The sequence below is a fragment of the Leptolyngbya sp. AN10 genome (assembly GCF_050565645.1).
GTDB lineage: Bacteria > Cyanobacteriota > Cyanobacteriia > Leptolyngbyales > Leptolyngbyaceae > Leptolyngbya.
In genome coordinates, this window is the sequence record NZ_JBNXVP010000074.1 from 1 (window position 1) to 20,925 (window position 20,925).

24 protein-coding genes are annotated in these 20,925 nt (G+C 47.6%); 4 read left to right on the forward strand and 20 right to left on the reverse strand.

Translation table 11 applies throughout. The features are described 5' to 3' along the window. Positions 1-127 precede the first annotated feature (127 nt). Complete coding sequence (locus tag ACQ4M5_RS40335; RefSeq protein ID WP_430681434.1) at positions 128-493, reverse strand: winged helix-turn-helix transcriptional regulator; 366 nt, start codon at positions 491-493, stop codon at positions 128-130. Positions 494-590: 97 nt separating this feature from the next. On the opposite strand from ACQ4M5_RS40335, the gene ACQ4M5_RS40340 reads away from it, so the two are divergent. The 3 genes from ACQ4M5_RS40340 to ACQ4M5_RS40350 are packed head-to-tail and all read left to right on the forward strand — an operon-like array spanning position 591 to position 2,433. After that, positions 591-833 (forward strand): hypothetical protein, encoded by a 243-nt coding sequence (locus ACQ4M5_RS40340; RefSeq protein WP_430681435.1) that lies wholly within the window; start codon positions 591-593, stop codon positions 831-833. 18 nt (positions 834-851) lie between these two features. After that, the gene (locus tag ACQ4M5_RS40345) at positions 852-1,502 is read left to right on the forward strand and encodes an MOSC domain-containing protein (protein WP_430681436.1); all 651 of its coding nucleotides are present in this window, start codon (positions 852-854) and stop codon (positions 1,500-1,502) included. 40 nt (positions 1,503-1,542) lie between these two features. Beyond that, positions 1,543-2,433, forward strand: coding sequence for a DMT family transporter (locus tag ACQ4M5_RS40350; protein ID WP_430681437.1), 891 nt, complete (start codon positions 1,543-1,545; stop codon positions 2,431-2,433). Here ACQ4M5_RS40350 and ACQ4M5_RS40355 read toward each other — a convergent pair. The 19 genes from ACQ4M5_RS40355 to ACQ4M5_RS40445 all read right to left on the reverse strand — a co-directional run bounded on the left by ACQ4M5_RS40355 (position 2,430) and on the right by ACQ4M5_RS40445 (position 19,395). Next, complete coding sequence (locus ACQ4M5_RS40355) at positions 2,430-3,020, reverse strand: hypothetical protein (protein ID WP_430681438.1); 591 nt, start codon at positions 3,018-3,020, stop codon at positions 2,430-2,432. The two genes, ACQ4M5_RS40350 and ACQ4M5_RS40355, sit on opposite strands and share 4 nt — an antisense overlap. A gap of 104 nt (positions 3,021-3,124) precedes the next feature. Next, positions 3,125-4,027: a helix-turn-helix domain-containing protein gene (locus ACQ4M5_RS40360; RefSeq protein ID WP_430681439.1), complete on the reverse strand. Its 903-nt coding sequence runs from the start codon at positions 4,025-4,027 to the stop codon at positions 3,125-3,127. A gap of 204 nt (positions 4,028-4,231) precedes the next feature. Continuing rightward, positions 4,232-5,662, reverse strand: coding sequence for a TolC family protein (locus ACQ4M5_RS40365; protein WP_430681440.1), 1,431 nt, complete (start codon positions 5,660-5,662; stop codon positions 4,232-4,234). 3 nt (positions 5,663-5,665) lie between these two features. Next, positions 5,666-6,862 (reverse strand): ABC transporter permease, encoded by a 1,197-nt coding sequence (locus tag ACQ4M5_RS40370; RefSeq protein ID WP_430681441.1) that lies wholly within the window; start codon positions 6,860-6,862, stop codon positions 5,666-5,668. A gap of 3 nt (positions 6,863-6,865) precedes the next feature. Continuing rightward, positions 6,866-8,293 (reverse strand): efflux RND transporter periplasmic adaptor subunit, encoded by a 1,428-nt coding sequence (locus tag ACQ4M5_RS40375; RefSeq protein ID WP_430681442.1) that lies wholly within the window; start codon positions 8,291-8,293, stop codon positions 6,866-6,868. Positions 8,294-8,319: 26 nt separating this feature from the next. Further along, on the reverse strand, positions 8,320-8,940 hold the full coding sequence (locus tag ACQ4M5_RS40380; RefSeq protein ID WP_430681443.1) for a hypothetical protein: 621 nt from the start codon (positions 8,938-8,940) through the stop codon (positions 8,320-8,322). Between the two features lie 10 nt (positions 8,941-8,950). Continuing rightward, positions 8,951-11,389: an HAD-IC family P-type ATPase gene (locus tag ACQ4M5_RS40385; RefSeq protein ID WP_430681444.1), complete on the reverse strand. Its 2,439-nt coding sequence runs from the start codon at positions 11,387-11,389 to the stop codon at positions 8,951-8,953. A 78-nt stretch (positions 11,390-11,467) separates the two neighbouring features. Further along, a complete protein-coding gene (locus ACQ4M5_RS40390; RefSeq protein ID WP_430681445.1) occupies positions 11,468-12,427 on the reverse strand; it encodes an ABC transporter ATP-binding protein in 960 nt (319 codons plus the stop codon). 12 nt (positions 12,428-12,439) lie between these two features. Further along, a complete protein-coding gene (locus ACQ4M5_RS40395) occupies positions 12,440-13,270 on the reverse strand; it encodes an ABC transporter permease subunit (protein WP_430681446.1) in 831 nt (276 codons plus the stop codon). A 7-nt stretch (positions 13,271-13,277) separates the two neighbouring features. Further along, positions 13,278-13,907: a hypothetical protein gene (locus ACQ4M5_RS40400; protein ID WP_430681447.1), complete on the reverse strand. Its 630-nt coding sequence runs from the start codon at positions 13,905-13,907 to the stop codon at positions 13,278-13,280. 123 nt (positions 13,908-14,030) lie between these two features. Next, positions 14,031-14,330 (reverse strand): hypothetical protein, encoded by a 300-nt coding sequence (locus tag ACQ4M5_RS40405; RefSeq protein WP_430681448.1) that lies wholly within the window; start codon positions 14,328-14,330, stop codon positions 14,031-14,033. 32 nt (positions 14,331-14,362) lie between these two features. Further along, a complete protein-coding gene (locus tag ACQ4M5_RS40410; RefSeq protein ID WP_430681449.1) occupies positions 14,363-14,671 on the reverse strand; it encodes a hypothetical protein in 309 nt (102 codons plus the stop codon). 26 nt (positions 14,672-14,697) lie between these two features. Next, positions 14,698-15,045, reverse strand: a complete 348-nt coding sequence (locus ACQ4M5_RS40415; protein WP_430681450.1) for a hypothetical protein — start codon at positions 15,043-15,045, stop codon at positions 14,698-14,700. Between the two features lie 108 nt (positions 15,046-15,153). Continuing rightward, on the reverse strand, positions 15,154-15,780 hold the full coding sequence (locus ACQ4M5_RS40420; RefSeq protein WP_430681451.1) for a hypothetical protein: 627 nt from the start codon (positions 15,778-15,780) through the stop codon (positions 15,154-15,156). 1 nt (position 15,781) lies between these two features. Next, positions 15,782-16,456 carry a hypothetical protein gene (locus ACQ4M5_RS40425; protein ID WP_430681452.1) on the reverse strand — a complete coding sequence of 225 codons (675 nt, stop codon included), beginning with the start codon at positions 16,454-16,456 and terminating at the stop codon, positions 15,782-15,784. Between the two features lie 260 nt (positions 16,457-16,716). Beyond that, positions 16,717-17,424, reverse strand: a complete 708-nt coding sequence (locus ACQ4M5_RS40430; protein ID WP_430681453.1) for an ABC transporter ATP-binding protein — start codon at positions 17,422-17,424, stop codon at positions 16,717-16,719. 28 nt (positions 17,425-17,452) lie between these two features. Then, on the reverse strand, positions 17,453-17,911 hold the full coding sequence (locus ACQ4M5_RS40435) for a hypothetical protein (RefSeq protein ID WP_430681454.1): 459 nt from the start codon (positions 17,909-17,911) through the stop codon (positions 17,453-17,455). A 51-nt stretch (positions 17,912-17,962) separates the two neighbouring features. After that, complete coding sequence (locus ACQ4M5_RS40440; RefSeq protein ID WP_430681455.1) at positions 17,963-18,415, reverse strand: hypothetical protein; 453 nt, start codon at positions 18,413-18,415, stop codon at positions 17,963-17,965. A gap of 128 nt (positions 18,416-18,543) precedes the next feature. Then, a complete protein-coding gene (locus ACQ4M5_RS40445; RefSeq protein WP_430681456.1) occupies positions 18,544-19,395 on the reverse strand; it encodes a hypothetical protein in 852 nt (283 codons plus the stop codon). A gap of 206 nt (positions 19,396-19,601) precedes the next feature. On the opposite strand from ACQ4M5_RS40445, the gene ACQ4M5_RS40450 reads away from it, so the two are divergent. Beyond that, positions 19,602-20,822, forward strand: coding sequence for a sensor histidine kinase (locus tag ACQ4M5_RS40450; RefSeq protein ID WP_430681457.1), 1,221 nt, complete (start codon positions 19,602-19,604; stop codon positions 20,820-20,822). Positions 20,823-20,925: the final 103 nt, after the last annotated feature.

A 20,925-nucleotide genomic window follows, 5' to 3' on the forward strand; every position in this document is an offset into this window, starting at 1 on the left:
AAGTTGGAGACCCCAAGGTAGTCGCGCACTCGGATTGCTCAAGGTGCTTGAACTCAATGGCAAGTGGCAGCAGTTTTGGAGTGCTCAATCTGCCCTCGTCTGAATCAACAGATTATTTAGAGGTGGATTATTTTTGTAAATTGCTCATGAACTTGTTTTGTAGATCTTCGATACGATCGAGAATTTCGCTGAATTCTTGCCCGAAAGCGGTCAATCGATACTCAACACGCGGAGGAATTTCAGGATAGCTGAACTTCTCTAAAATGCTGAATTGAACCATCCTACCAAGGCGTTCATTCAATATCTTCGTTGTTAATCCTGGTTTTGTCTTCACCAAGGCTCCTGGACGATTTACACCGCTGCGGATTTGCATCAAGATGTGCAGCGTCCATTTACACCCGATACAATCCTCAAAGATCTCAATCAGCAGACTTGAGCCAGTCGAAACATCTTTTAGATTCTGATCATTCGGTGAGTTCGCATTTGCAACCAAAACGTACCTCCCTGACGAAAAAGTGCCTGCTTGCGGTTAGGGCTGTGGTTTTTTATAGTCCTTTTGTCGCTCACTATAGCAACCGGAGAATTAGACCATGAAAACCAAAGGAATTTTTTATATGGGACGCGGTGATTGTGGTGTTTGCATTGGAGTCGATCGTGCAATCGTGCAGCATCTCGATTCAGATCGCTACGAGTTGGAATATATAGATTTGACCGCAACGCCAGAACGAATCGCAGAAGCAGAGTCCGCAGGTGTGAAGACCGTTCCCGCACTCGTTCTTGATGGAGCAGTGTTTCACGTTAATTTTGGTGCTGAGTTGTCCGCGATCGCATAACTAATTTCCACTGTACTCATGAAGATTCCTCGCATCCTATCGATTCAGGTAGGCTTACCCCAACAACTCGGAGTCGAAGGAGCCGCAGATCTAATGGATCGACCTTGGACGACAGGCTTTTTCAAAGAACCGATTGCTGGAGCCGTTTATCTAGGAAAAACAAATCTGGTTGGGGATGGACAAGCAGATTTGGTGCTACATGGCGGGGTTGAGAAAGCGGTGCTTGCTTATGCTGCACAACATTACCCCTGCTGGCAACAGGAACTCGATTTATCCCATTTTCCCTATGGTGCGTTTGGTGAAAACTTTACCGTTTCGTCTCAATCTGAGGAAGATGTCTGTATCGGAGATATTTATGCTGTGGGCGCAGCCCGAATCCAAGTATCACAACCAAGAGAGCCATGTTGGAAATTAGCGCGGCGATGGCGGATGAAGGATTTACCCAAGCGTGTGATCAACACGGGACGATCCGGTTGGTACTTTCGTGTCCTCGCTGAAGGACTGGTCGAGAGCGGATTGCCGTTGGTTCTGGTGGAACGCCCACTTCCCGAATGGAGCATTGCACGAGTGAATCATGCGTTTTATCGGGGTCAAGCGGATTTTGCCGAACTCGCTGACTGTCCGTTTCTTTCTGCCAGTTGGCGGCAGTATTTTTCGATGCGATTATGATCACGATTGAGAATTTCTTGAGGGAGCGATCGCAGATTTGGTGAATCAACAGTCTGAACGAATTGGTTTTACTTACGGGTTCTTGGGTGTGCTGGGATTTAGTCTGACCTTACCCGCGACTCGTGCAGCCGTCACTGACCTTGATCCGGTTATTGTCGGAATTGGTCGCGCTTTAGTGGCAGCAGGACTGGCATCGATCGTCTTACTCGTTCGTCGCCAAGCACCCCCGCACTGGAGATTTCTGCCGCAGTTTGCGATCGTGATTGCTGGCGTTGTGATTGGCTTTCCATTCCTCTCTGCTGTTGCGATGAAAGATGTTCCAGCGTCTTATGGCGCGGTGATCACAGGGCTTCTACCACTCGCAACCGCATTGGCTGGCGTTTGGCGGGCGAAGGAACGACCCTCGGCGCAGTTCTGGCTCTTCGCGATTGTCGGTAGTAGTCTGGTGATTGGTTTTGCGCTTTCTTTCAGTACGAGAACGCTGGATTTTGCCGACTTTGCTTTACTGGGTGCGGTTGCAGCAGCGGGTTTGGGCTATGCCGAAGGTGCAATTCTGGCACGGAGATTCGGCGGGTGGCAGGTCATCTGTTGGTCACTCGTGTTATCGATTCCGGTGTTACTGGCAATTCTGCTTGTTGCTAATGTTTCGTTACCAACGCATCTTTCTGTTCGTGCGGGTTTGGGATTTGCTTATGTCAGCATGATTAGTATGTTTCTCGCATTTTTTGCTTGGTATCAAGGGCTTGCGATCGGCGGAATTGCTCGTGTCGGACAGGTTCAACTGATTCAGCCTTTTCTCACGATTCTTGGGTCAGCCGTACTACTAGGAGAACCCTTAACACCGCAGACATTGGGTTTTGCGGGTGGTGTAACGTTTTGCGTTGCAATGGGCAGACGCGCTCCAATTCGAGCTGCTGATGGAGAAAATTAGCTTGAAGCAGAGGATTTTGCTTGCTTGTCTTGAACTGACCGTCTTCCCCAAGGTTTGAGAACGGAAATTGTAATAATCACAAACAGAAATAGCACTTGGATCAGCGTTCCGAGCAGTACTCCAACTGCATCAAACGAATAGATCGGGTTTTGCAACGATCGCAGTCCTTCACTGCTTGAAATGGCTGTGGCTTCGTTCGCCCAGGGAAATAGCCAAAACGTACCAAAGATAATCAGGGCAGTCGAAAGTACCCACTTTGTGATCACCCAGTAGAATTTGAAAAATCCGAAGTTCGTTTGCCAGCATAAGAGTGTAGCAGTAATCACAGAACCGATCGCAGACGGAATCACAACAAAATCATCGAGTAGATTGATCACCGAATTGAGTGCAAACAGAATATCAGCATTGGCTGTACCTTTATTTCTGAAGGCAATCAGAAACATCGAGAGAACGGCTCCCGTCCACAAAGTCGCAAAGCCAATGTGAAAGGATAGCACCCAGTTCTTTTGTTGCAAGCTGAATTTGACTGATTTCTTTTTGACAGCATCCGGCTTTGATGTCTTTTCATCAGGTTTGAGCGTTGTCATAGTTTGTTCTTTGCTTTCCTCAATATCAGTACGCTGAGTGTAACGGCTGCGCCTGACTTGATGCTTGACGAAACTTGCTCAACCTGTGCGAATCTTGCTGAATTTTACTGCGATGCTCTAAATTGCTTGGGGGTTACTCCGACTGCTCGACGAAATAGCCGAGTAAACGAACTGTGATTGTTCAAGCCGACTTCCAGCGCAATTTCAGCGATCGTCATTTGAGTTGTCAGTAACAACTGTTTGGCGCGATCGATGCGACATTGCGTGAGATATTGATGCGGGGCAATCCCTATCGATTGTTTGAACAAACGGCAAAAATGGTACTGACTCAGGTTTAATACACCTGCAATTTCTGATAGGCTTAGGTCTCGATCGAGATGAGCATCAATGTAATCAAACACTTTCTGCAATTGATGTGCAGCCAAACGACCCTCAAGATCCGCACCGAATCGAGGTTGCGAAGCTGAATACTGCTTGAGTAAATGAAGGATTAACCCGGTCGCTAGAGATTCGCCAAACATTCGACCTGCGGGATACTGTGCTTCCACATCGGCTTTGAGTGCAAGTCCGATCTGTTGCACCAACGGATTAACAATTCCGACTTGCGGAACCAATTCAACTCGGTTCAGTTGCACTGCCGCTTGAGCGACCTGTTCAACCCAACGCGGAGAAAATCCCAGCAGGGAAAACTCACCCGCAGTGTACCAGTGCGAGGCGTATTCGACTCCAGCCGGAATCAGCAGGAGTTCACCAGGGTTGCAGTGCCAGTTGTGGACTTTTCCTTCAACTCGATGTTCGGAATGTTCAGGCTGCTCTAAGCGGTCTGGAATGCCAATAATATGCTGCACCCACTGATGATCTGGGCTGTGATGGGTGGGATGATCGTAATAGTGAAAAAAGATGCCATTCCACCCGGACTGCTCACTTGATAAGATAGGCTGCCCCGAAAGTGCAGGACACGTCTGTCTCGCCATATCTACCTGTGGCAAACGGTCTGTTTTCAGCATCGTAAGAGAATTTAGAGGAGCTTCCTTATAGTTTAGTAGGAATTTCTTTCACCGTTTTAGTCCATGCGTCCCAAGACGCTGAAAATTTTTTGGAAGCGCGTTTACCCTATGGGAACAGTGGCGCTACTGTGTGAAAGAGGCAATCCTACAGATTGATAGTGCCTCAGAACGTGGCACGACCATTACAGTTACGATCGCGTCTACTCATCGCGGAATCTGAAGTAGCTTGCTTTCATCAACAGCAGTTTTCCAGGTATCCAGCGTAATGCCGATCGATTGTTCTAAGCGTGAGATCGTATCCAGGAGTTCGATTCTCGCGTTCACTTCATCGTTTTGAGCCGCGACCACACCGTTTTGCAGCGATATCACTTCAAAAATATCTGTACCCCGTCCCAGTCGGAATCGCTCATTCGCGTTCGCTAATCGCTGTTCGGCTAATTCTCGTGCTTGTCGGGCAGAAGTAATGCGATCGCGTGCCGCACTGACATCGCGCAATCGACTTTCGACATCGATCTTGATCGACTCACGCAGTTTCGTCAAATTATTCTGTTGCTTTAAGACATCGACCCGACTTTGTTGAAAAGCAGTGTCGATCGCTGGGTCGTTTAACACGCGACTGAGGACGATCGCGCCTGCTGTCTGCGAACGGTCTCCCATGTTCATGCTACCCTCAAGATTCAAACTCCAGCGGCGATTATCGGCTACAACTCGCTGATTCAGTTCAGTCGATTGAATGTCGAGCAACGCCTGCAAATAGTCAGGACGTTGAGCATAAGCAAGATTGAGTAACGTTTCAGGAGACTGTGAAAGCATTGAGTTAGCGAGTGGCGATTCGGATTTGAATTCGTCGATCGCGCTTTGCGGCACAACGATGTTTAATGGCTCATCGAGATTTAATAGCTGAAGCAAATCAGATTGGGCTTGCTTGACCGTATTTTGAGCATTGACGAGTTGGGTTTGGGTCACGGCAATGTTGGCTTCAATGTCTACTAATGCCGATCGCGGTCGTCTGCCTGCATCAACTAACACTTTGGTAAATTCGGCTTGTTGGCGCTGGCTCTCGAACGAGAGTCGTTGAATTCTCAATTGTTCTTGCGATCGCGCTAGGTTTCGATAACTTGTTCCTGCTTGTGTAATCTGACTGCTCAAGGTTTGACGCAAAGTGAGTTGATTGCGGCTCTCGCTCAGTCTTGCTTGTTGAACAGGAATGCGATTGACCGATCCAAACCCTCTGAGCAACGGTTGTGTCACCGTGACTCCGAAGCGATTTGACTCAAACGGAGAAGCAGTAACAGTCAGAGTTGTACCGATCGGGGTTCGCATGGTTCCAACGACTTGAGCCAGTTGATCCGTACTCGATGAATTTAGCAGGTCATTGCTCGATAAAGATTGCTGGGTGCGGATTTCTAGCTTTGGCTCAATTCGAGGAGTAAAGGCGCTTTCCGCTTCTCGGAGTTGTTGGCGTTGGACAATGCGATCGAGCGTTGCATTTCTCAAATCCAAATTGTTTTGCAACAGCAATGTCACAACTTCTGGCAGGGTTAAGTTTACGGTTCTCGATGAGTTAGACTGTGCTGAAGCGGAATAGCTCCACAGCACCAGTAAGCCGATGACAATTGCAACTCTAGACAGCATGAGTTACTCACTCCTTAACGATTTAATGATGTCAATTTTCGAGGTTCGCAATGCTGGGAGAAAACTAGATCCAACCCCAACGACAACCGCTGATCCCATTGCAAGCGCCGCGTCTTGAATCGAGAAGTGATAGGGCACTTTAACGATCGTAGTTGTAGCAACCTGAGTTAAGCTATGCGTTGCTGCGATCGCGCCTGCTCCTCCAATCACACTCAGTAATAAGGCTTCCATCACAAATTGCAGCATTACTTCTGAGCGAGTCGCTCCGATGGCTCGACGAATGCCGATTTCTTTGGTTCGTTCGATGACAGCCGCGATCGTAATATTTGCAATTCCCACACCGCTGATCGTGAGTGCAATTAAACCAATGACTAAAAGCGATCGCGCCGTAATCGCTTGAGTTTCCTTTTCCTTGAGCAAATCGGTTGCGTTGTCGTTGAGATAAACACTCGTTTGCGGATAGCGCTGCATGAGAAATTGTTCTAGACGCTGACGCAGTTCGGGAATCTGTTCGAGCGTATGAGGGCTAACCTGTAAACTGACAAACCGACTATCGCCTTGAGCGACCGCTGCAAAATTATCATTGAGCCAAAGTGTCCCCTGAGTTTGTACCCCTGTAGCATCAGTTTTTGTCTGCGTCACACCAATCACAGTGAGTCGAGTTCCACCCGCAAAAATAGACTGTCGTAGAGGACTTCGCCCTTGAAACAATGCAGTCGCTAACTTCTCATCAATGATCACTACTGGACGGTATTGCTCAAAGTCTGCTCGATCGAAGAATCGCCCCTGAAGCATTCTGCGCCCGGTGGTGTCGAGATAGTTCAATGACACACTGCGAACATCTAACTGCTGGACTTCTTTATCTTCAAATTGAGCGCCCTGAATGCCGCCCACAGTGCCCATAATGCTAATCGATCGAATGATGGGAATCGCCTGTTTAATCGCTCTGACATCGGCTTCTTCAAACTTGGGCGGAGGTTGAGAACCATCGGTCGGAAACACTGAGGGCATGATAAACGGTTTTTCACGTTCAGCTAGTTTCTGCTCGATCTGAGCATTCGTAATCGATTGCACGTTTAGAGTTGCACTTACCGCAGCAACCCCCATAAATACGCCAAAAGTCGTTAATCCAGAGCGGACGAGATCAGTAAGCGTTGATCTCCACGTCATTTTGAGCAGTTCAGCGATCGAGAGTGCCATAGTCTAAGGTGAGGGAGTCGGTTGTGGATCGGTCGTGAGTAAGCTACCCGCTTGAATCTGAGCATTGGGCTGAGGAATTGCCACTTCATCCCCTGCTCTTAAGCCTTGAATGATTTCAATCCCCTGTAAGCCTTGTAAGCCCACTTGAACGGGCTGTTTCTTAGCGCGATTGTTTTCTTTGAGCCAGACAAATGGCGGTTCTTCAGTCCGCTGAACGGCTTCAGGTGGAACAAAAATCACATTTTGACGCTGTTCAGTAATAATTTCTACGTTCACAGAACTGCCGGGAATTAATGTATTACTTGGTTTGTCTAGTACGACTTTAGCTTCGACTTTGGCTTGTCCTCCAGGCACTGCACTTGCAGGATCACCGGGTTGTACACCGGGTACAGTTGCTTGAGGGGATAGGCTGATGACTCTTCCTGTAAACTGCTGCATTTGCGGTCCGAGCAGATTCACTCTTGCAGGTTGGTTGACTTTAACTTTTGCAGCATTGAGCGTCGTGAGTTGTAGGCGAATCGTTTCTTGATTGGGATCACCGATCGATAAAATTGGGCTTTCTGTCTTGATGCCATCGCCGTTTCTGGCATTGACTCGCAGAACAATGCCATTGATCGGAGCGGTGACAATGCGATCGCTTAATTGTCGCTCTAATCCTTGTAATTTCTCCCGCCCTTTCTGAATATCAATTTCAGCTTTAGCTAACGTCACTTCCGCATCATCGAGCGCCATTTGAGCCGTAGTAACTTTGTTTTGGTGTTCACGTTTAGCTTTGAATGCTGCAATCTCAGTGTCTCGAAGGGTTGATTTTGCAGTATCTAGAGTCGTTTGATCGGTTTGTAGTTCGGTTGCTGAGATAAAGCCTCTTTTCAACAGTGCTTGAGACTCCTTGAATCGAGTTTCAGCAGTTTTGACTTGAGTTTGTACTTCAGCAACTTTCTCTTGAGCGCGAACGAGATCAGGATCATCTTTTGCCTGCTGTAATTTTTGAGCGGCTTCGGTCACTTTCGCCCGCACCTGTGATAAATCTAGTTCTGCTTTGGCATTTTCAGCGAGTTGATCTTTGACTTGTTCTTGTGCCTGTCGATTTCGTAGGACTACCAGAGCTTGACCTTTGCGAACTCGATCGCCCTCTTTGACATTGACTTGCTCAACGGTCACTTCGCTTGGAGATCGGAGCAACTGTTGCCCACCGAGTTCGATCGTGCCGCTCTCGTTGACGCTATTTTCGACATTGCCTTGCATCGCAGGGATCATTGTGACCGCGATCGCGCTTGCAATGGTTCGATTGATTTGACTGTAGGCGTACCAGCCGCCACCGCCAATGATTAGACCTCCGATGAGGAGTAACAATACACCTTTGCCAAAGCGACGATTTGGCTCGGCTTCTTCTAGAGTCGAATGGGTTGAGGTTGAATGATGGGTAGACATGGAGACTTAATGTAGAAAAACAAGAATTATCTGCATGACAGAGAGCTAAAAATGCTGTCAGCTTTCTGTTGAGCATCTTTGCCACCGACCATTAAAGTGACTAAATACTGTTCGTTGCGCTGCATTATTTTAGCTCGATATCGAATTCCAGGTTCTGTTCGCGACAATCGTGAGATCGTTCCCTGTGAGACTGTTACAGATGTCTTAATATTACAAAGTAGTTTCGGCTGTGTTTGTGTGGATGCTACTCGTAAATCTGGGTCTGGATCTATTTCATTATTTTGAGTCGCTGAGGTGCTGAGAAAGCTGTCTTGTAATAACGATTCCACCCAATGCGTATCACTTGCTTGCTGTGCTGGAATCCGAGCGATAATCAATCGAATGTCGTCTGAACTGTTCTTGCTCTCAATCAATGCAATTTTGACATCGGATAAGCGCAAACTGGCTACCCCTTGGGTTTCACCTGGAATCTGATAAGCCATGATGCTAGTTGCCATTGTTTCAGCCCGAACCGGATCGAAAATATTGACGATGAACCGTGTTGCGACTCCGATCCCACCGAGCGCAATTAATAAGCCTGCTCCAGCGGCGATCGCGAAAGTTTCCCACCCACTGACTTTGTATTCTGGAATGTTAGAAGAAGTCATCCGATTAGCCTCACTGCAAGCTGATTCCGAGAAAGCGATCAAAAAATTTCGTCCGCCAAGTCCAACGCACGATAAAACACCATTCCAGCGCCAGAAATCCGAGGAATAAAACATCAATACCGCTGAGCGGAGAAAGTTCAAAAAAGCCCCGAAGTGTTGGAGTAGAGAGAATCGTTAGATAGACAGCCCCTAAAATGAGGGCGACGATCGTATATCGCCAGTTTTTGCTAATTGATTCTCCACCAACCCAACAAGTTAGCGGCGGCTTGAGAAATAGAATGAGCAACAATTCACAAAAGACGAGAATCGTGACCAAAGCGGTTCGTGGAATGTTGTAGTCTACCTGGCTCAATTCTAGGGCGGGTGCCAAGTCAACCACGGCTCTCATGAGGTACAGCAAATAAACGAAGAGGGCAACGAAGGTCAGAGTAATTGTGGCTGGAATGTAGAAGTGCAGCATCGAGCGAATCAAATTCCGATCGCGACTTCCTCCAGGTTTTGCCCACAGCGGGAAAAACATCGTCGGGATGCCAACACCGATCAGCGTCACGATCGCACTGTGTTTGTTCATCAGCGGAAAACTATCGGTGACGATTGCGATCGCAAAAATCAACAGCGCTACACAAGATAATCGCACCATAAACAACTTCAGCGCGTCTCGAATCCCATTACGAATCCGTTGACCTTCAAGAAACACCTGCGGTAATGCTTCAAAGGAATCTTTCAACAAAACAATATCTGCGGCTCCGCGTGTGGCTTTACTGCCACTCTCCATTGCGATTCCCAAATTTGCTTGCTTCAGCGATAGCACATCATTCACGCCGTCCCCGGTCATTGCCACATAGTTCCCCGTTCCCCGTAATGCTTGCACCAACTGAGATTTCTGCTCTGGTGTAATGCGTCCAAATACATTGCAGGCTAATGCAGCCTGTACGAATTGCGCTGTATCCATCTGTGCCAGTTCTTTCCCAGAAACCAACTTAATGTTTTCGCTAAAGCCAGCTTGTTTTGCGAGTGCTGCCACAGTCTGAGGATTGTCACCAGAAATGATCTTGATTGTGATTCCTGCTTTTACAAAACCTTGTAGCGTTTCTCGTGCAAGCGGGCGCAACTGATCGCTAAATACCAAAATTGCGAGTGGAGCAAGCTTTGTCGGTAAAAAAGTAGCAGCATCTTCTCGTAAGGCAAAGGGACTATGACAAAACAAGACAACTCTCAATCCTGCTTGGGATTGCTGATTGATGAATGCAGAATGCTCTTGTTTTTTAAACAAGATATGCTCACATAAGATTTCTGGAGCGCCTAAGATGTATGCCCCAGGCAGCGACTGGAACGAGATTCCACTCCATTTACGAGCAGACGAAAATGGAGCTTCACACATTACTGATGCGACTTGACCCGCACAACTCTTGAGAATCGCATCACTGGTGCGATTGGGAGAATTCGTACTCGCTGCATAGCTTCCCAACAAAGATCGTAGCTCCACTTCGTCGATATCCGAAATCGGATAGATCATCTCCAAGCAAATCTGATTTGTGGTTAGAGTCCCTGTCTTGTCGAGGCAAAGGACATTGATATTGCTCAACGACTCGATCGCATTCGCTTGCTGAATCAAAACGTTCTTACCCAACATCCGCACCGCTCCCATTGCATAAGCAAGCGTAATCGCGATCAGTAGCCCAGCCGGAACTAACCCTGCGACAACCGCTGCACGTTGTACGACTTCATCGAGCGGTTGCGATCGGCTTACAAAGCTCAGTGCTACTAATACCCACAAAAAACAGGCAAGCAATAGAAGCACTCGAATCAAGAGGTTAATTTCGCGTTGCAGCGGTGTGTAAACTTGTCGAAACGCTCGTGCGCCTGACATGATTCGATAAGCAATTGTCTCTGTTCCGACTTTCTGAGCTTCATAGTACGCTTTCCCACTGACACAGAAGCTTCCAGAATAGACGGTTTTTCCGACGGCTTTCGCAATCAAGTCAGATTCTCCAGTGAGCAAAGATTCATCGACTTCAATGCGTCCCTCTACAATCTCTCCATCGACGAGAATTTGGTCGCCGGATTGCACCAGTAGAATGTCACCAAGAACGATTTCACCTGGATCGAGGGTTACAGGTTCGCCATTCCGAATCGCGATCGCTTGTGGACGAGAGAGGAGTGCAATCTGATCGAGCTTGCGTTTTGCCCAGATTTCTTGAATGATGGCAATTAAAACGCCACTGAAAATCACGACTGCGACAAAGATTGCGTCACTTGGGCGTTGAAGCAAAATGAAGACTAAACTTAATCCGAAGAAAACCATATTGATAAAAGTAAAAAGGTTTTCACGGAAAATCTGTCGGTAAGAGCGGCTGCTAGAGAGTTTGACTTGATTTGTTTTTCCAGCAATCTGAAGTACTTTTACTTCCGAATCACTGAGTCCTGAAATTGTAGGGGCTTGAACCATGATAGAGGCAGTCCTGAACCAAAGAGGAAATGAATTGAGTGAGGATACAATGACAAGCAAATCTTTATCTTGAGAGCATTACACCAGTTGCGGCTTGTTAATCTGTGTGCCTAATAGCTGTAAGAACACTGTTTCGAGATCCATTTTTAGCAAATCGTTGGTGATGAGTGGGAGATTGCGATCTGATGCAAAATGAGTAATAGCAAGTTGCACTTGAGGCACTGCATTTTCTTCCGCTTGTACAGCGTAAACCACGATGTTTTCATACTGCTCAGTCAGACTACAATCAATTACACCTGAAATCTTTGCCAAGTGAGTTACCACTTCTTTGTCTGCATTGGCGAAAGTGACTCGTAGTGTTCCCCGATTAAAGCTGCTCAGGAGTTCGCGAGTCGGAGCCGCTTTGATCAAAGTTCCGCGATCGAGAATTGCCACATAGTCACTTAATCGCTGCACATCTTCAAGAATATGGGTGGAATAGAACACGGTCGTTTCACCCCGCAGATCACGCATTAGTTCTAGGACTTCTGCTCGTCCGATCGGGTCCATTGCTGAGACAGGCTCATCGAGAATCACGACCGCAGGCTTTCCGATCAATGCCTGAGCAATTCCTAGCCGTTGTCGCATTCCACCGGAGTAAGTTCGACAAGCTCGATTGCCAGATTGAGCAATTCCAACCCGCTCTAATAAACTATCAATTCGTTGCTTTGATACTCCATCTTTGAAGTGATAGCTTGCCGCATATTCGAGAACTTCGCGTCCCGTCATCCAGCCATAGAATTTCGGCTCTTGAGCAATGTAACCGAGATGGCGACGATGTAAACCGGATGAAGTCACGGGAACATCATTCACACTCGCACTGCCGCTTGTTGCTCGACTGAGACCCGCGAGAATGCGAATCGTAGTACTTTTTCCGGCTCCATTCGGTCCTAAGAATCCGAAAATCGAACCATGTGGAACATCAAGCGTCAGATTGTTCAGAACGGTAAGCTTACCGTATTGCTTAGTCAGATTACGAATTGAGATTGCAGTAGACATCACGTTTGTAGATTAGGAGAACTCTTTGCGATCGAACATCCAGTAGGTCGCGATCGCCATTGCAGTCATGTAGATCAAATACAGTCCCAGCTTGAAGAAATTGATCGCATTCGTTTCTGAGAGAAAGCCGTCAATCACATTGGTTGGATAGTAGGTTGCGATCGCACGAATCCACTCTTGATTCGGAAGTTGAATCCCAACACTACTCGCCAAACCCTGAGCGCTAGAGATGCCCGTCCCAATCACAGCCACAATCAAAGCAAACGCACCGATCGCCGCTTGATCTTTTAGAAACATTCCAGCAAACATACAGAATAAAACCCAGAATGCGATCGGTAGAAGTGCAAAAAGATTGTTCAGCAACACTGACACCACCGAGAAACCGCCACCCCCAACCCCAAGCAGAAACACAACCAGCGAAATTGCATTTGCTAACACGACCGCTACGATCCAAATTACGATCGTATTGCTCAACCCCTTACCCAATAGAAAAGACAACCGAGAGAGTGGTTTAGTCAGATTCCAAGCCAATGTTCCAGAAGCTTGCTCATTGGGGATGAGTCCGATTGAGAGCAGAATTGAAATTGCAGCAATCCAAATCGAATTCTTAGCGGACGACGTAGCAACAAGCGTGAGCATATCACCGCCGGGTGGTAAAACCGATGTTCCGTTTGCTTGTGCGAGTTTGATCAGCAGAACTGCGGCGACACTAAGCGCAAAGGGAATGAGAATGAGGATCGCGATCGCAACTTGCTTTTGTTGTTTCCATTCTTGCAGTTCTTTGCGGAAGAAGGGAACAAAGCCAAGGAATAAAGATGCAGATTGAAGAGAATTAGAAGTCATAACACTCCTAGAATTGCACAGATTTTCTAATTTCAGCCAGGCGCTGATTTAATGCAGAAATTTGAGCTTGCAGCGCTCGTTGACTGGGAGCAGACGCAATTAATCTCTGATCTTCCTGTCGGTATACGGTTTGCAAAGCAGCAATTTTAGCTTCGAGTGTCCGTTGAGTTGCAGAAGTTGCTATTGATCGATACTGTTTTGGCTGGAGTTCCTTCAAACGCGCCATTAAGGAAAGTAATTGTCGATCGAAGCGTTCGATTACAGGAGTATCAGCGCGAAATCGAGTGAGTTCGATCGCTCTTTCTACTTCTAACTCACCAAGCTTCTGAGATAAAGCAGTTTGTGCTGCTGATGCTACAAGAGCTTGGTAACGGCGAGGTTGAAGCTGTTTGAGTTGCCCTAGCAGTGAAACATATTGCCTGTCTAGTTCCTGAATCATAGAGGCATCAGTTCTGAGCTTACTCAGCAAAATTGCCCTTTCAACTTCGACTGAACCAATCTGATTTAACAATGAAACTTCACTGTTTGAGACTGAAGATGCAGAGCGCGTTACTGAAGATGCAGATTGAGCTTGAACTCCTGAACCACCTGCAATTAAAAGCGCGATCGCAGCGGTCGTGTATAAAAATTGGTTCATCAACTGATCTCCTCTGTTGTATTTCTCTGAGGCAGAATGATTCTTGTTGGTATGTTCAAGAATTTTGGAGCTTTAATCGACGCTTAGAAGGGCAACCATACAATCCGCTCATTCTTTCTGCAACTATTTTGCTGCTTGAACAATCCCCTGAAGAGCGCGACGGCAACCTTCCTTAGAATTCTCATTGCTCTTGAGCAGCTCTTGAGCGGCTTGAAGATTGGTTTTCGTCCCCAATGCTGCACCGAGTTTTTCAGCTTGCTCTGGTGTCAGGACTTTCGCCGCAACAGCCGCATCCACCGCCAAACAAGTTCCCGCTAACTTTCCAGTCTCTTGACCTTTCGTGCCGATCCAGAAGTAACCTGCGCCGCCGCCGATCAAGATACCTACCAAAGCGGGGACAAAAATTGCTGCAAGTGTTTTCATTTGCTGTACTCCGTAGATTTAATTGAAATAGACTAAGCTTGTTTCAAACCTTGCTGAAACTGTTTGCACGCTTCTCCAGCCTTCGACACATCAGTGCCAAATACCTTGCTAATATTGTTTGCTTGCTCTTTTGGAGTTTGTTTGACCACAGATTTCCCAATCTCCAGAGCTTGCGCGGGCGTAATCAATCCTTGATTTGCCGCCGTATCTACTGTGTTGCACATTCCTGCTGCCGTTTGCGTGATCAAGGTTGAAACGCTGCGATAACCCGCCCCGACTCCAAATCCGATTCCCGTTCCAATCGTCCCAAAGATAACGGCTAAAATGATTCGTCCGATCATTGTTCTTTCCTCCAAAGTGAATAATGTTACTGGTTGTGATTAAAACTCCGCTGCCAGACTTCTAGCTGTTCTGGTGTTAAAATTTGAGCCATTGTGTTGAGATAGCCCAGAATTGCATCTCCGAGCAGTGAGCCTCCGACGATATCCAAAACCATCTTTGGCAAAATCGCCATGACCAAGAATCTCAGAATAAATAAGATCGGTGCATCTCGAAACTCTGGCTCAATTCTGGCTCTAAGTCGCTCATTGGCTTGCTGATATTGAGCTTCTTGCTCAGAACTCAGCGGCACTCCTGCATCTGCATACATTTGTCGAATCTCGTCCCAGCTTTGAACTTCCATCGTCCAATCTGATCGAGAACCATCCGATTGCATTCCTGTTCTCCTGAACTTGTAGGCGATTTCAGTGATGTTTTAACTTTAGCCACGGTTGTAGAAAACTGCATGAGTCGCGAGTCCTGAATTTGACCTGGGACTTTAGTCCTACGATCGATCTACATTTGGGACTCTAGTCCTAGCCGCTAAAATCTGCTGCCAGTTCTGTCGCCAGCGCTGTTGCTGCTCGAATGAAAGCAAGCGAGAAACGCGATCGACATACGCTTTCACAGGCTTTGCCAAGGTTTCCTCATACAGCTTTGCCGCTTGATCTTGAGGTAAAGCAACTAGCCAGAGTGCTAAACTTGGACGTTCTCGCACTTGTCGATCGATTTCTGTGCTAAGTGTCGATCGTGCTTGGCAAATCTGGCTCTTGCTTTGAGGCGCGAGCTTAATTCCCTCAAACTCTTGCTCTAAAGTTAGCGGTGCTTCAGAAGCAACATCAGCAAACAACTGCTTTGCGGTTTCCGGGGATCTGACAACCAGCTTCAACAATTGCAAAGGTTGCGATCGCATCAACTGCATCATCTCAGCCCGAACGGTTTGCATTTGAGCTTTTTGCTGTACTGATAATTTCCGATTGCCTTGCTGTCCGCGCAATCTTTGCACAACTTCGGTTAAATTGACGGTAAAAACGGTGTCTTTTGGAGATTGGCTAAGTGCTAACCTTGATGCTCCAATGCCAGCGACGACGATCGCGCTACACCATAACCCAATCAAAATAGTGCGTCTCATCTTATCGAAATGCCAAATCAGAGCGGAGTTCAAGCGTTAAATCTTCATTCGGTCGAATTGAAATCATTTCAGTTTGTCGATTGCTGAGGGCATAGCTCCCTGCACTTCCGATCGCGGCTCCACCTAGCACTTCCAAAGCGTCGATTTTCCGATCACCTGTGATGCCTGCTAGGATCGCTGATGCTACTGCTCCGATACCTGCACCCGTTAGCACCCTGCCGAGTTTTGGATTTTGGCGAACCGTTTCTCGACGAGTGACAACATTAGACCGAGCTTCGATCGCGTATCGTTGCCCGTTCCGAAACACCAAAGTTTGAGCGACGAATCGACTGCCATCCGCAGCGGGTCGCAGTTCTCCTTCGATTCGGCTGCCTGCGGGAATGACCAATCGATTGCTACGAACCACATCATCGCGAACGATCAATGTTAACGGTAGTCTCCCTGAAGGTGCAACAAAGAGCTTCTCTTTGTCATGTTCGACCCTGATGCGTGTGCCTCTAGGAAGCAGCACTTCTTGGAAATTAGCGATCGGATTCGAGCGATCTCTTCGAGTTACCCGCAGGGAGTCGCGGGTGAAGATCTCATCACTGCTCGGTCTTGCCATCACTCCGCTCGAAAATGTCATGCTGGTGAGTAGGACAGTACTCATCACTGCAAGGCGTAATGGACGATTCATTGTGGTATCCTCGTAGCTTGCTGGATATCCTTACTGTAAGAAGTAAAAGTAAATGAGACATGAGGCTAGAGTCCTGACTTTCACATAGGTCTAGAGTCCCAGATAAACCTAAAAGTAGGTCTAGAGTCCTAAACTTCCCCAAAGTAGTTGAGATAGAGTTACTTCACGTACAAAAAACAACCCATTGACCTGTGCATCTGCACAAATACAATCGGTTGCTTGAGATGTGAGCGTGAAACTCTTCAATATGATCCAGAAATCTAACTTACTGTTGCTACTCCAATTTCTTCTGGAGCCATGTGGGGCACAAGAACTCGACCATCCTTAAACCAAATCACACGACGAGTCGATCGCGCAACTTCAGGCTCATGCGTCACCATGATGACCGTCATTCCGCTCGCATTCAATTCTGTAAAAATGTTCAGAATCTCCTGTGTTGTTGTGGAATCTAGTGCCCCAGTGGGTTCATCGGCGAGTAGTAGTACAGGACGATTCACGATCGCTCTTGCAATTGCGACTCGCTGCTGTTGTCCTCCTGATAGCTGTGTTGGCTTGTTCTGCAATCGCTGCTCCAAACCGACTTTAATCAGTGCTTCAGTTGCTCGATCGCGTCTTTCTTGCTGCGGAACATTCGCATAAATCATCGGTAGCATGACATTCTCCAACGCGGTTAACTGCGACAGAAGATGAAACTGCTGAAACACAAAGCCTAGCTTTTGATTCCGAATATGAGCTAAATCGCGATCATTGAGTTGCGCTACATCTTTGCCATCGAGTGCATACTGTCCAGTTGTCGGTCGATCCAGACATCCAATAATGTTCATCATCGTCGATTTGCCGGAACCCGATGCACCCATAATCGCGCAATATTCGCCCTGCTCAATGTTCAAATCAACTCCAGCAAGAGCATGAACCATTGTATCTCCGATGCCGTAGACTTTGGTTACTTCTTCTAGATGAACAATCATAGAGTACGATCGTGGTTGAAGCTCATCACTATCCACGTTCCTTCGCACCTTGCTCAACATTGCGCTGCCAGATTTTGAATTGTTCAGGTGTCAGCGTCTTGGAGATTGCCGAAGCGTAATTTCCCATCGGATTCTTGAAAATCTCAACGGAGCGCTGGTCTGCCTGAGCTTTAGGTAAGACGAATAGCATCAGAAGCTGTCCCATGTTTCCGCTCATAATTTGCTTGAGGTCAGCCCGAAGTTGGCGACGTGCTTTGCGAAGCTGTTCAAATTGCTGAGGAGTGAGGTTAATGCCGCGAAATTCATTTCTTAGGTTCCGCTCTTCAACAGATGGATCACTCTCATGATCCGTGATTGGCAGATTCGATTGATTGCCCTGGTTAATCCCGTTGAGCAAGCTTCTTCTAGGAATCTGTGCTACTGCACTACTCGACAGTCCTGCTAAAATTACGGCACTCGTAACCATTGCGACAAAGATTCGATTCATTGGGTTTCTCCTTATTAGAAGGTGTTTTCAAGTTCCTGTTGAGTCGTTGACTCAGCGCAGAATGCCATCTTTCTGAAGTTGTTTCTGGAGCGTTTTAGGCAGATTTTTGATTTTGCAGTTGTTTGGAGAATCGCCTTCATACCGCCATGCTTGAATTTTGCTTGAACGATCGAACTCCACGTTAATCTCACAGAAATCTCGATCGACAAAAGTTCCGCCACCTGTAACAACCGTTTCTTTCTCACCCCGACGATTGCGAGATTCATTCACATACGTTGGCTGCTTAGACACCTCTTCTCGATCAGTTTTGTAAGAGTAAACCGTGTTTCCATTTGGCAAAGTGAACGTTGTCGTGGGTGGACCATATTTGCGAATGAACTCGTTAATGTCGCGATTGATCCAACTATTCATCGTTGTATTCAGTCGTTCTCGCGATTGTCGATCGTCACAACCCACTAGGCTTACGCTGGCAACAAGTAGCAGCACCGGAATCCATGTTTTCATTGTTACTTACCCTTCTGTGACATTAGAACAAAATGCGAGTAGCAAGTCTTCAGCGAAGACCACCGAAAACTTGCTGTTGATCGATCGCAAGACCTCCTGTAGCGCCTACGGATCGACCTTCGGATAGGTTAAAGTCCCCGTTGAGCTTGGTCTGCATTGGCTTTCACCCGTGCAGCACGCACTGGATCGAGCGTTCGTCGAGCCACGGTCACAAACTGCTCATACTGTCGAGGTCCTGCTCCTTGTGCTAGTGCATTCAGCGCTGGGAACAATCGCTCATCCTCTGCGGCGGTTAGAGAGACATCTTCTAGCAGACAGCGGCGAAAAACCGACTGGAGAACAACGCGGCTCACCGCCTGTTGAACATTTCTCGATACCCTACCCGCATCTGCGGTGCCAAAGACCGAACAGCCTCGCCCCCGCTGGAATTCGGGTTGCAGAAGCTGTGTTCCACCAGCGGGCTGTGATTCTGTAATCATCTGAGATCGATCGCTGGTACGGGGTGCAGTATTGCTTGCCAGTGCCGCAGCCACATGAGCCTCAATGCGTGCCATACGCTTGCTATCGAGAACTTTACGCGCGTTCGCCAGGAACGTATCGTACTGTGCCTTGAGTGCGGCATCGTTACCAAGATTGGATTGCACCCCGACTGTCAGCGTTTTGATTAGCGGATAAATGCGATCCTCTTCGGAGGTGGTGACGGGGACACCTTCCATGACACAGCGACGCATGATTAACTCTTGCAGCACTCGATTTGCGGCTTGATTCCCCGCAGGCGTTGTCCGACCCGGATCGATGCGCCCAAACTGGGTACAGCCGCCACCGCCACGAGTGAACTCTGGTTGCGGCGCAGTTGCACCCATCCGAGGCTTCGCTTGCGCTAGGGGAGCATAACCGATTGCGACAAAAAGCGTGCTAGCGGCGATCAGAGCTTTCATCTGATTGAGGGTCGATCGTCCAACAGAATTCAATCCGTTCATTGCTTTTACCTTACTTTGTGAGTGTCTTACTTCTCTCAGAACATCTCAAATCTAAGGTCGAGTGAGCGTGATTCACATGAGGCTGAAGTCCTAATTTGCTCATAGGACTGGAGACCTAGATGCGTTGAGAAACTGGGACTCTAGTCCCAAGCGCAAAGAGTTCAGAATGTGATAGAAGAAAGGCAAGTTCTCCATGCCGAAGCTCAATGTTCAAACCCCTTTCTGTGATCAAATCGCGGTTGCACTTACAGCCGCATCCGTTTCGGTTGTTGCTGTATCTAGAGTGGATTTTACTCGGACTCTCAACGTTCAAAATCTTTGGCTTCCCCGCCTGGTTACAGCCCTCAGTCTGGGATGGCAAGTCTCAGGCTTGGGGAAAGCCTGCTTTCTTTAATGGCTCAGATTACTTCGTGCAGATCAGCGTCAAGCCAACCGATGCGGTGACCATCTTGAGCTTATTATTGGCGTTTGGCATCATGGGCTTTGGGCTGCCTACTGCAAAAGTGGGGAAGTGGATTTACACCTCGATCGCACTTTGCATCTTAGGCGCGATCGCAACCATTCAAGGCTGGGGACTTGAATCCCTCTCACCGCTACTGCTGATTGTGCTACTCCGCAGTTGTTTGATGTTTGGCAAGCGCGATCGCTGGATTATGGCAGGTTTGATGTGGTGCATCTATCCGATCACGTTATCGCCCTTTTTGCTGATTTGGGCGCTGCTGCATCCTGAGATCCGATCGAGAGCAGAATGGGATGGGTATGGCTTCGTGACGCAATTGCCAAATGGGGGCGCTCGTATCAATGCTGAATTTAGTCCAGAACAAGTGAATCGCTTCTTCGACTATATGCAAGATTTTATTGTGTTCTTTTTAGCGGATGGTCTCTTGTCATTTGGGTTAATTCTCATCTTTGTCTTGCTATTGGTCAATTCGGTGGTGAATGAGCGCAATGGGCGGCGCAAACTCGCACAGGCACACGAACAACTGTATCAATACTCGATTCAAATTGAAGATCAAGCGACATTACAGGAACGCACTCGGATTGCGCGTGATATCCATGATTCTCTGGGGCATCTGTTAACAACCCAGAATGTGCTACTACAAAATGCAGTTCTATCTCTACAAGCCAATCCAACTGAAGCACAAACGTTTCTAGAGCAAAGTCGGCAAATCTCCTCGGATGCCTTACGAGAACTGCGGCAATCGATTCGGTTACTGCGTTCCGATCCGCTAGAAGGTCGATCTCTAAATGACGCGATCGCATCCCTCACACAAGACTTTCACCGCACAACGGGGCTAAATCCAACCATCCGCATCGAGGCTCAAACTGTCTTACCGACCAGTATTCAGATTGCAATGTACCGCATCATCGAAGAAGCTCTAACCAATATCCAGAAATATAGCAACTCCCGGTTCGCCCATTTTTGAGCGAGGTCGTAAGATTGGGCTAAAGTTGGGCAATGAACCAACCTGTGAGCATTACAACTGAACGAGTAGACGACATTCCCTTGCTGCTCGCCCAACTAGAGCG

What these genes read in the sequence shown, in the direction of transcription:
- ACQ4M5_RS40450 (WP_430681457.1), top strand. Translation starts at nt 19,602, where the DNA reads ATGTTCAAACCCCTTTCTGTGATCAAATCGCGGTTGCACTTACAGCCG.
- ACQ4M5_RS40445 (WP_430681456.1), bottom strand. Translation starts at nt 19,395, where the DNA reads ATGAACGGATTGAATTCTGTTGGACGATCGACCCTCAATCAGATGAAA.
- ACQ4M5_RS40425 (WP_430681452.1), bottom strand. Translation starts at nt 16,456, where the DNA reads ATGAATCGTCCATTACGCCTTGCAGTGATGAGTACTGTCCTACTCACC.
- ACQ4M5_RS40385 (WP_430681444.1), bottom strand. Translation starts at nt 11,389, where the DNA reads ATGGTTCAAGCCCCTACAATTTCAGGACTCAGTGATTCGGAAGTAAAA.
- ACQ4M5_RS40405 (WP_430681448.1), bottom strand. Translation starts at nt 14,330, where the DNA reads ATGAAAACACTTGCAGCAATTTTTGTCCCCGCTTTGGTAGGTATCTTG.
- ACQ4M5_RS40355 (WP_430681438.1), bottom strand. Translation starts at nt 3,020, where the DNA reads ATGACAACGCTCAAACCTGATGAAAAGACATCAAAGCCGGATGCTGTC.
- ACQ4M5_RS40400 (WP_430681447.1), bottom strand. Translation starts at nt 13,907, where the DNA reads ATGAACCAATTTTTATACACGACCGCTGCGATCGCGCTTTTAATTGCA.
- ACQ4M5_RS40410 (WP_430681449.1), bottom strand. Translation starts at nt 14,671, where the DNA reads ATGATCGGACGAATCATTTTAGCCGTTATCTTTGGGACGATTGGAACG.
- ACQ4M5_RS40380 (WP_430681443.1), bottom strand. Translation starts at nt 8,940, where the DNA reads ATGACTTCTTCTAACATTCCAGAATACAAAGTCAGTGGGTGGGAAACT.
- ACQ4M5_RS40375 (WP_430681442.1), bottom strand. Translation starts at nt 8,293, where the DNA reads ATGTCTACCCATCATTCAACCTCAACCCATTCGACTCTAGAAGAAGCC.
- ACQ4M5_RS40365 (WP_430681440.1), bottom strand. Translation starts at nt 5,662, where the DNA reads ATGCTGTCTAGAGTTGCAATTGTCATCGGCTTACTGGTGCTGTGGAGC.
- ACQ4M5_RS40435 (WP_430681454.1), bottom strand. Translation starts at nt 17,911, where the DNA reads ATGAATCGAATCTTTGTCGCAATGGTTACGAGTGCCGTAATTTTAGCA.
- ACQ4M5_RS40415 (WP_430681450.1), bottom strand. Translation starts at nt 15,045, where the DNA reads ATGCAATCGGATGGTTCTCGATCAGATTGGACGATGGAAGTTCAAAGC.
- ACQ4M5_RS40395 (WP_430681446.1), bottom strand. Translation starts at nt 13,270, where the DNA reads ATGACTTCTAATTCTCTTCAATCTGCATCTTTATTCCTTGGCTTTGTT.
- ACQ4M5_RS40440 (WP_430681455.1), bottom strand. Translation starts at nt 18,415, where the DNA reads ATGAAAACATGGATTCCGGTGCTGCTACTTGTTGCCAGCGTAAGCCTA.
- ACQ4M5_RS40420 (WP_430681451.1), bottom strand. Translation starts at nt 15,780, where the DNA reads ATGAGACGCACTATTTTGATTGGGTTATGGTGTAGCGCGATCGTCGTC.
- ACQ4M5_RS40345 (WP_430681436.1), top strand. Translation starts at nt 852, where the DNA reads ATGAAGATTCCTCGCATCCTATCGATTCAGGTAGGCTTACCCCAACAA.
- ACQ4M5_RS40340 (WP_430681435.1), top strand. Translation starts at nt 591, where the DNA reads ATGAAAACCAAAGGAATTTTTTATATGGGACGCGGTGATTGTGGTGTT.
- ACQ4M5_RS40390 (WP_430681445.1), bottom strand. Translation starts at nt 12,427, where the DNA reads ATGTCTACTGCAATCTCAATTCGTAATCTGACTAAGCAATACGGTAAG.
- ACQ4M5_RS40430 (WP_430681453.1), bottom strand. Translation starts at nt 17,424, where the DNA reads ATGATTGTTCATCTAGAAGAAGTAACCAAAGTCTACGGCATCGGAGAT.
- ACQ4M5_RS40360 (WP_430681439.1), bottom strand. Translation starts at nt 4,027, where the DNA reads ATGCTGAAAACAGACCGTTTGCCACAGGTAGATATGGCGAGACAGACG.
- ACQ4M5_RS40370 (WP_430681441.1), bottom strand. Translation starts at nt 6,862, where the DNA reads ATGGCACTCTCGATCGCTGAACTGCTCAAAATGACGTGGAGATCAACG.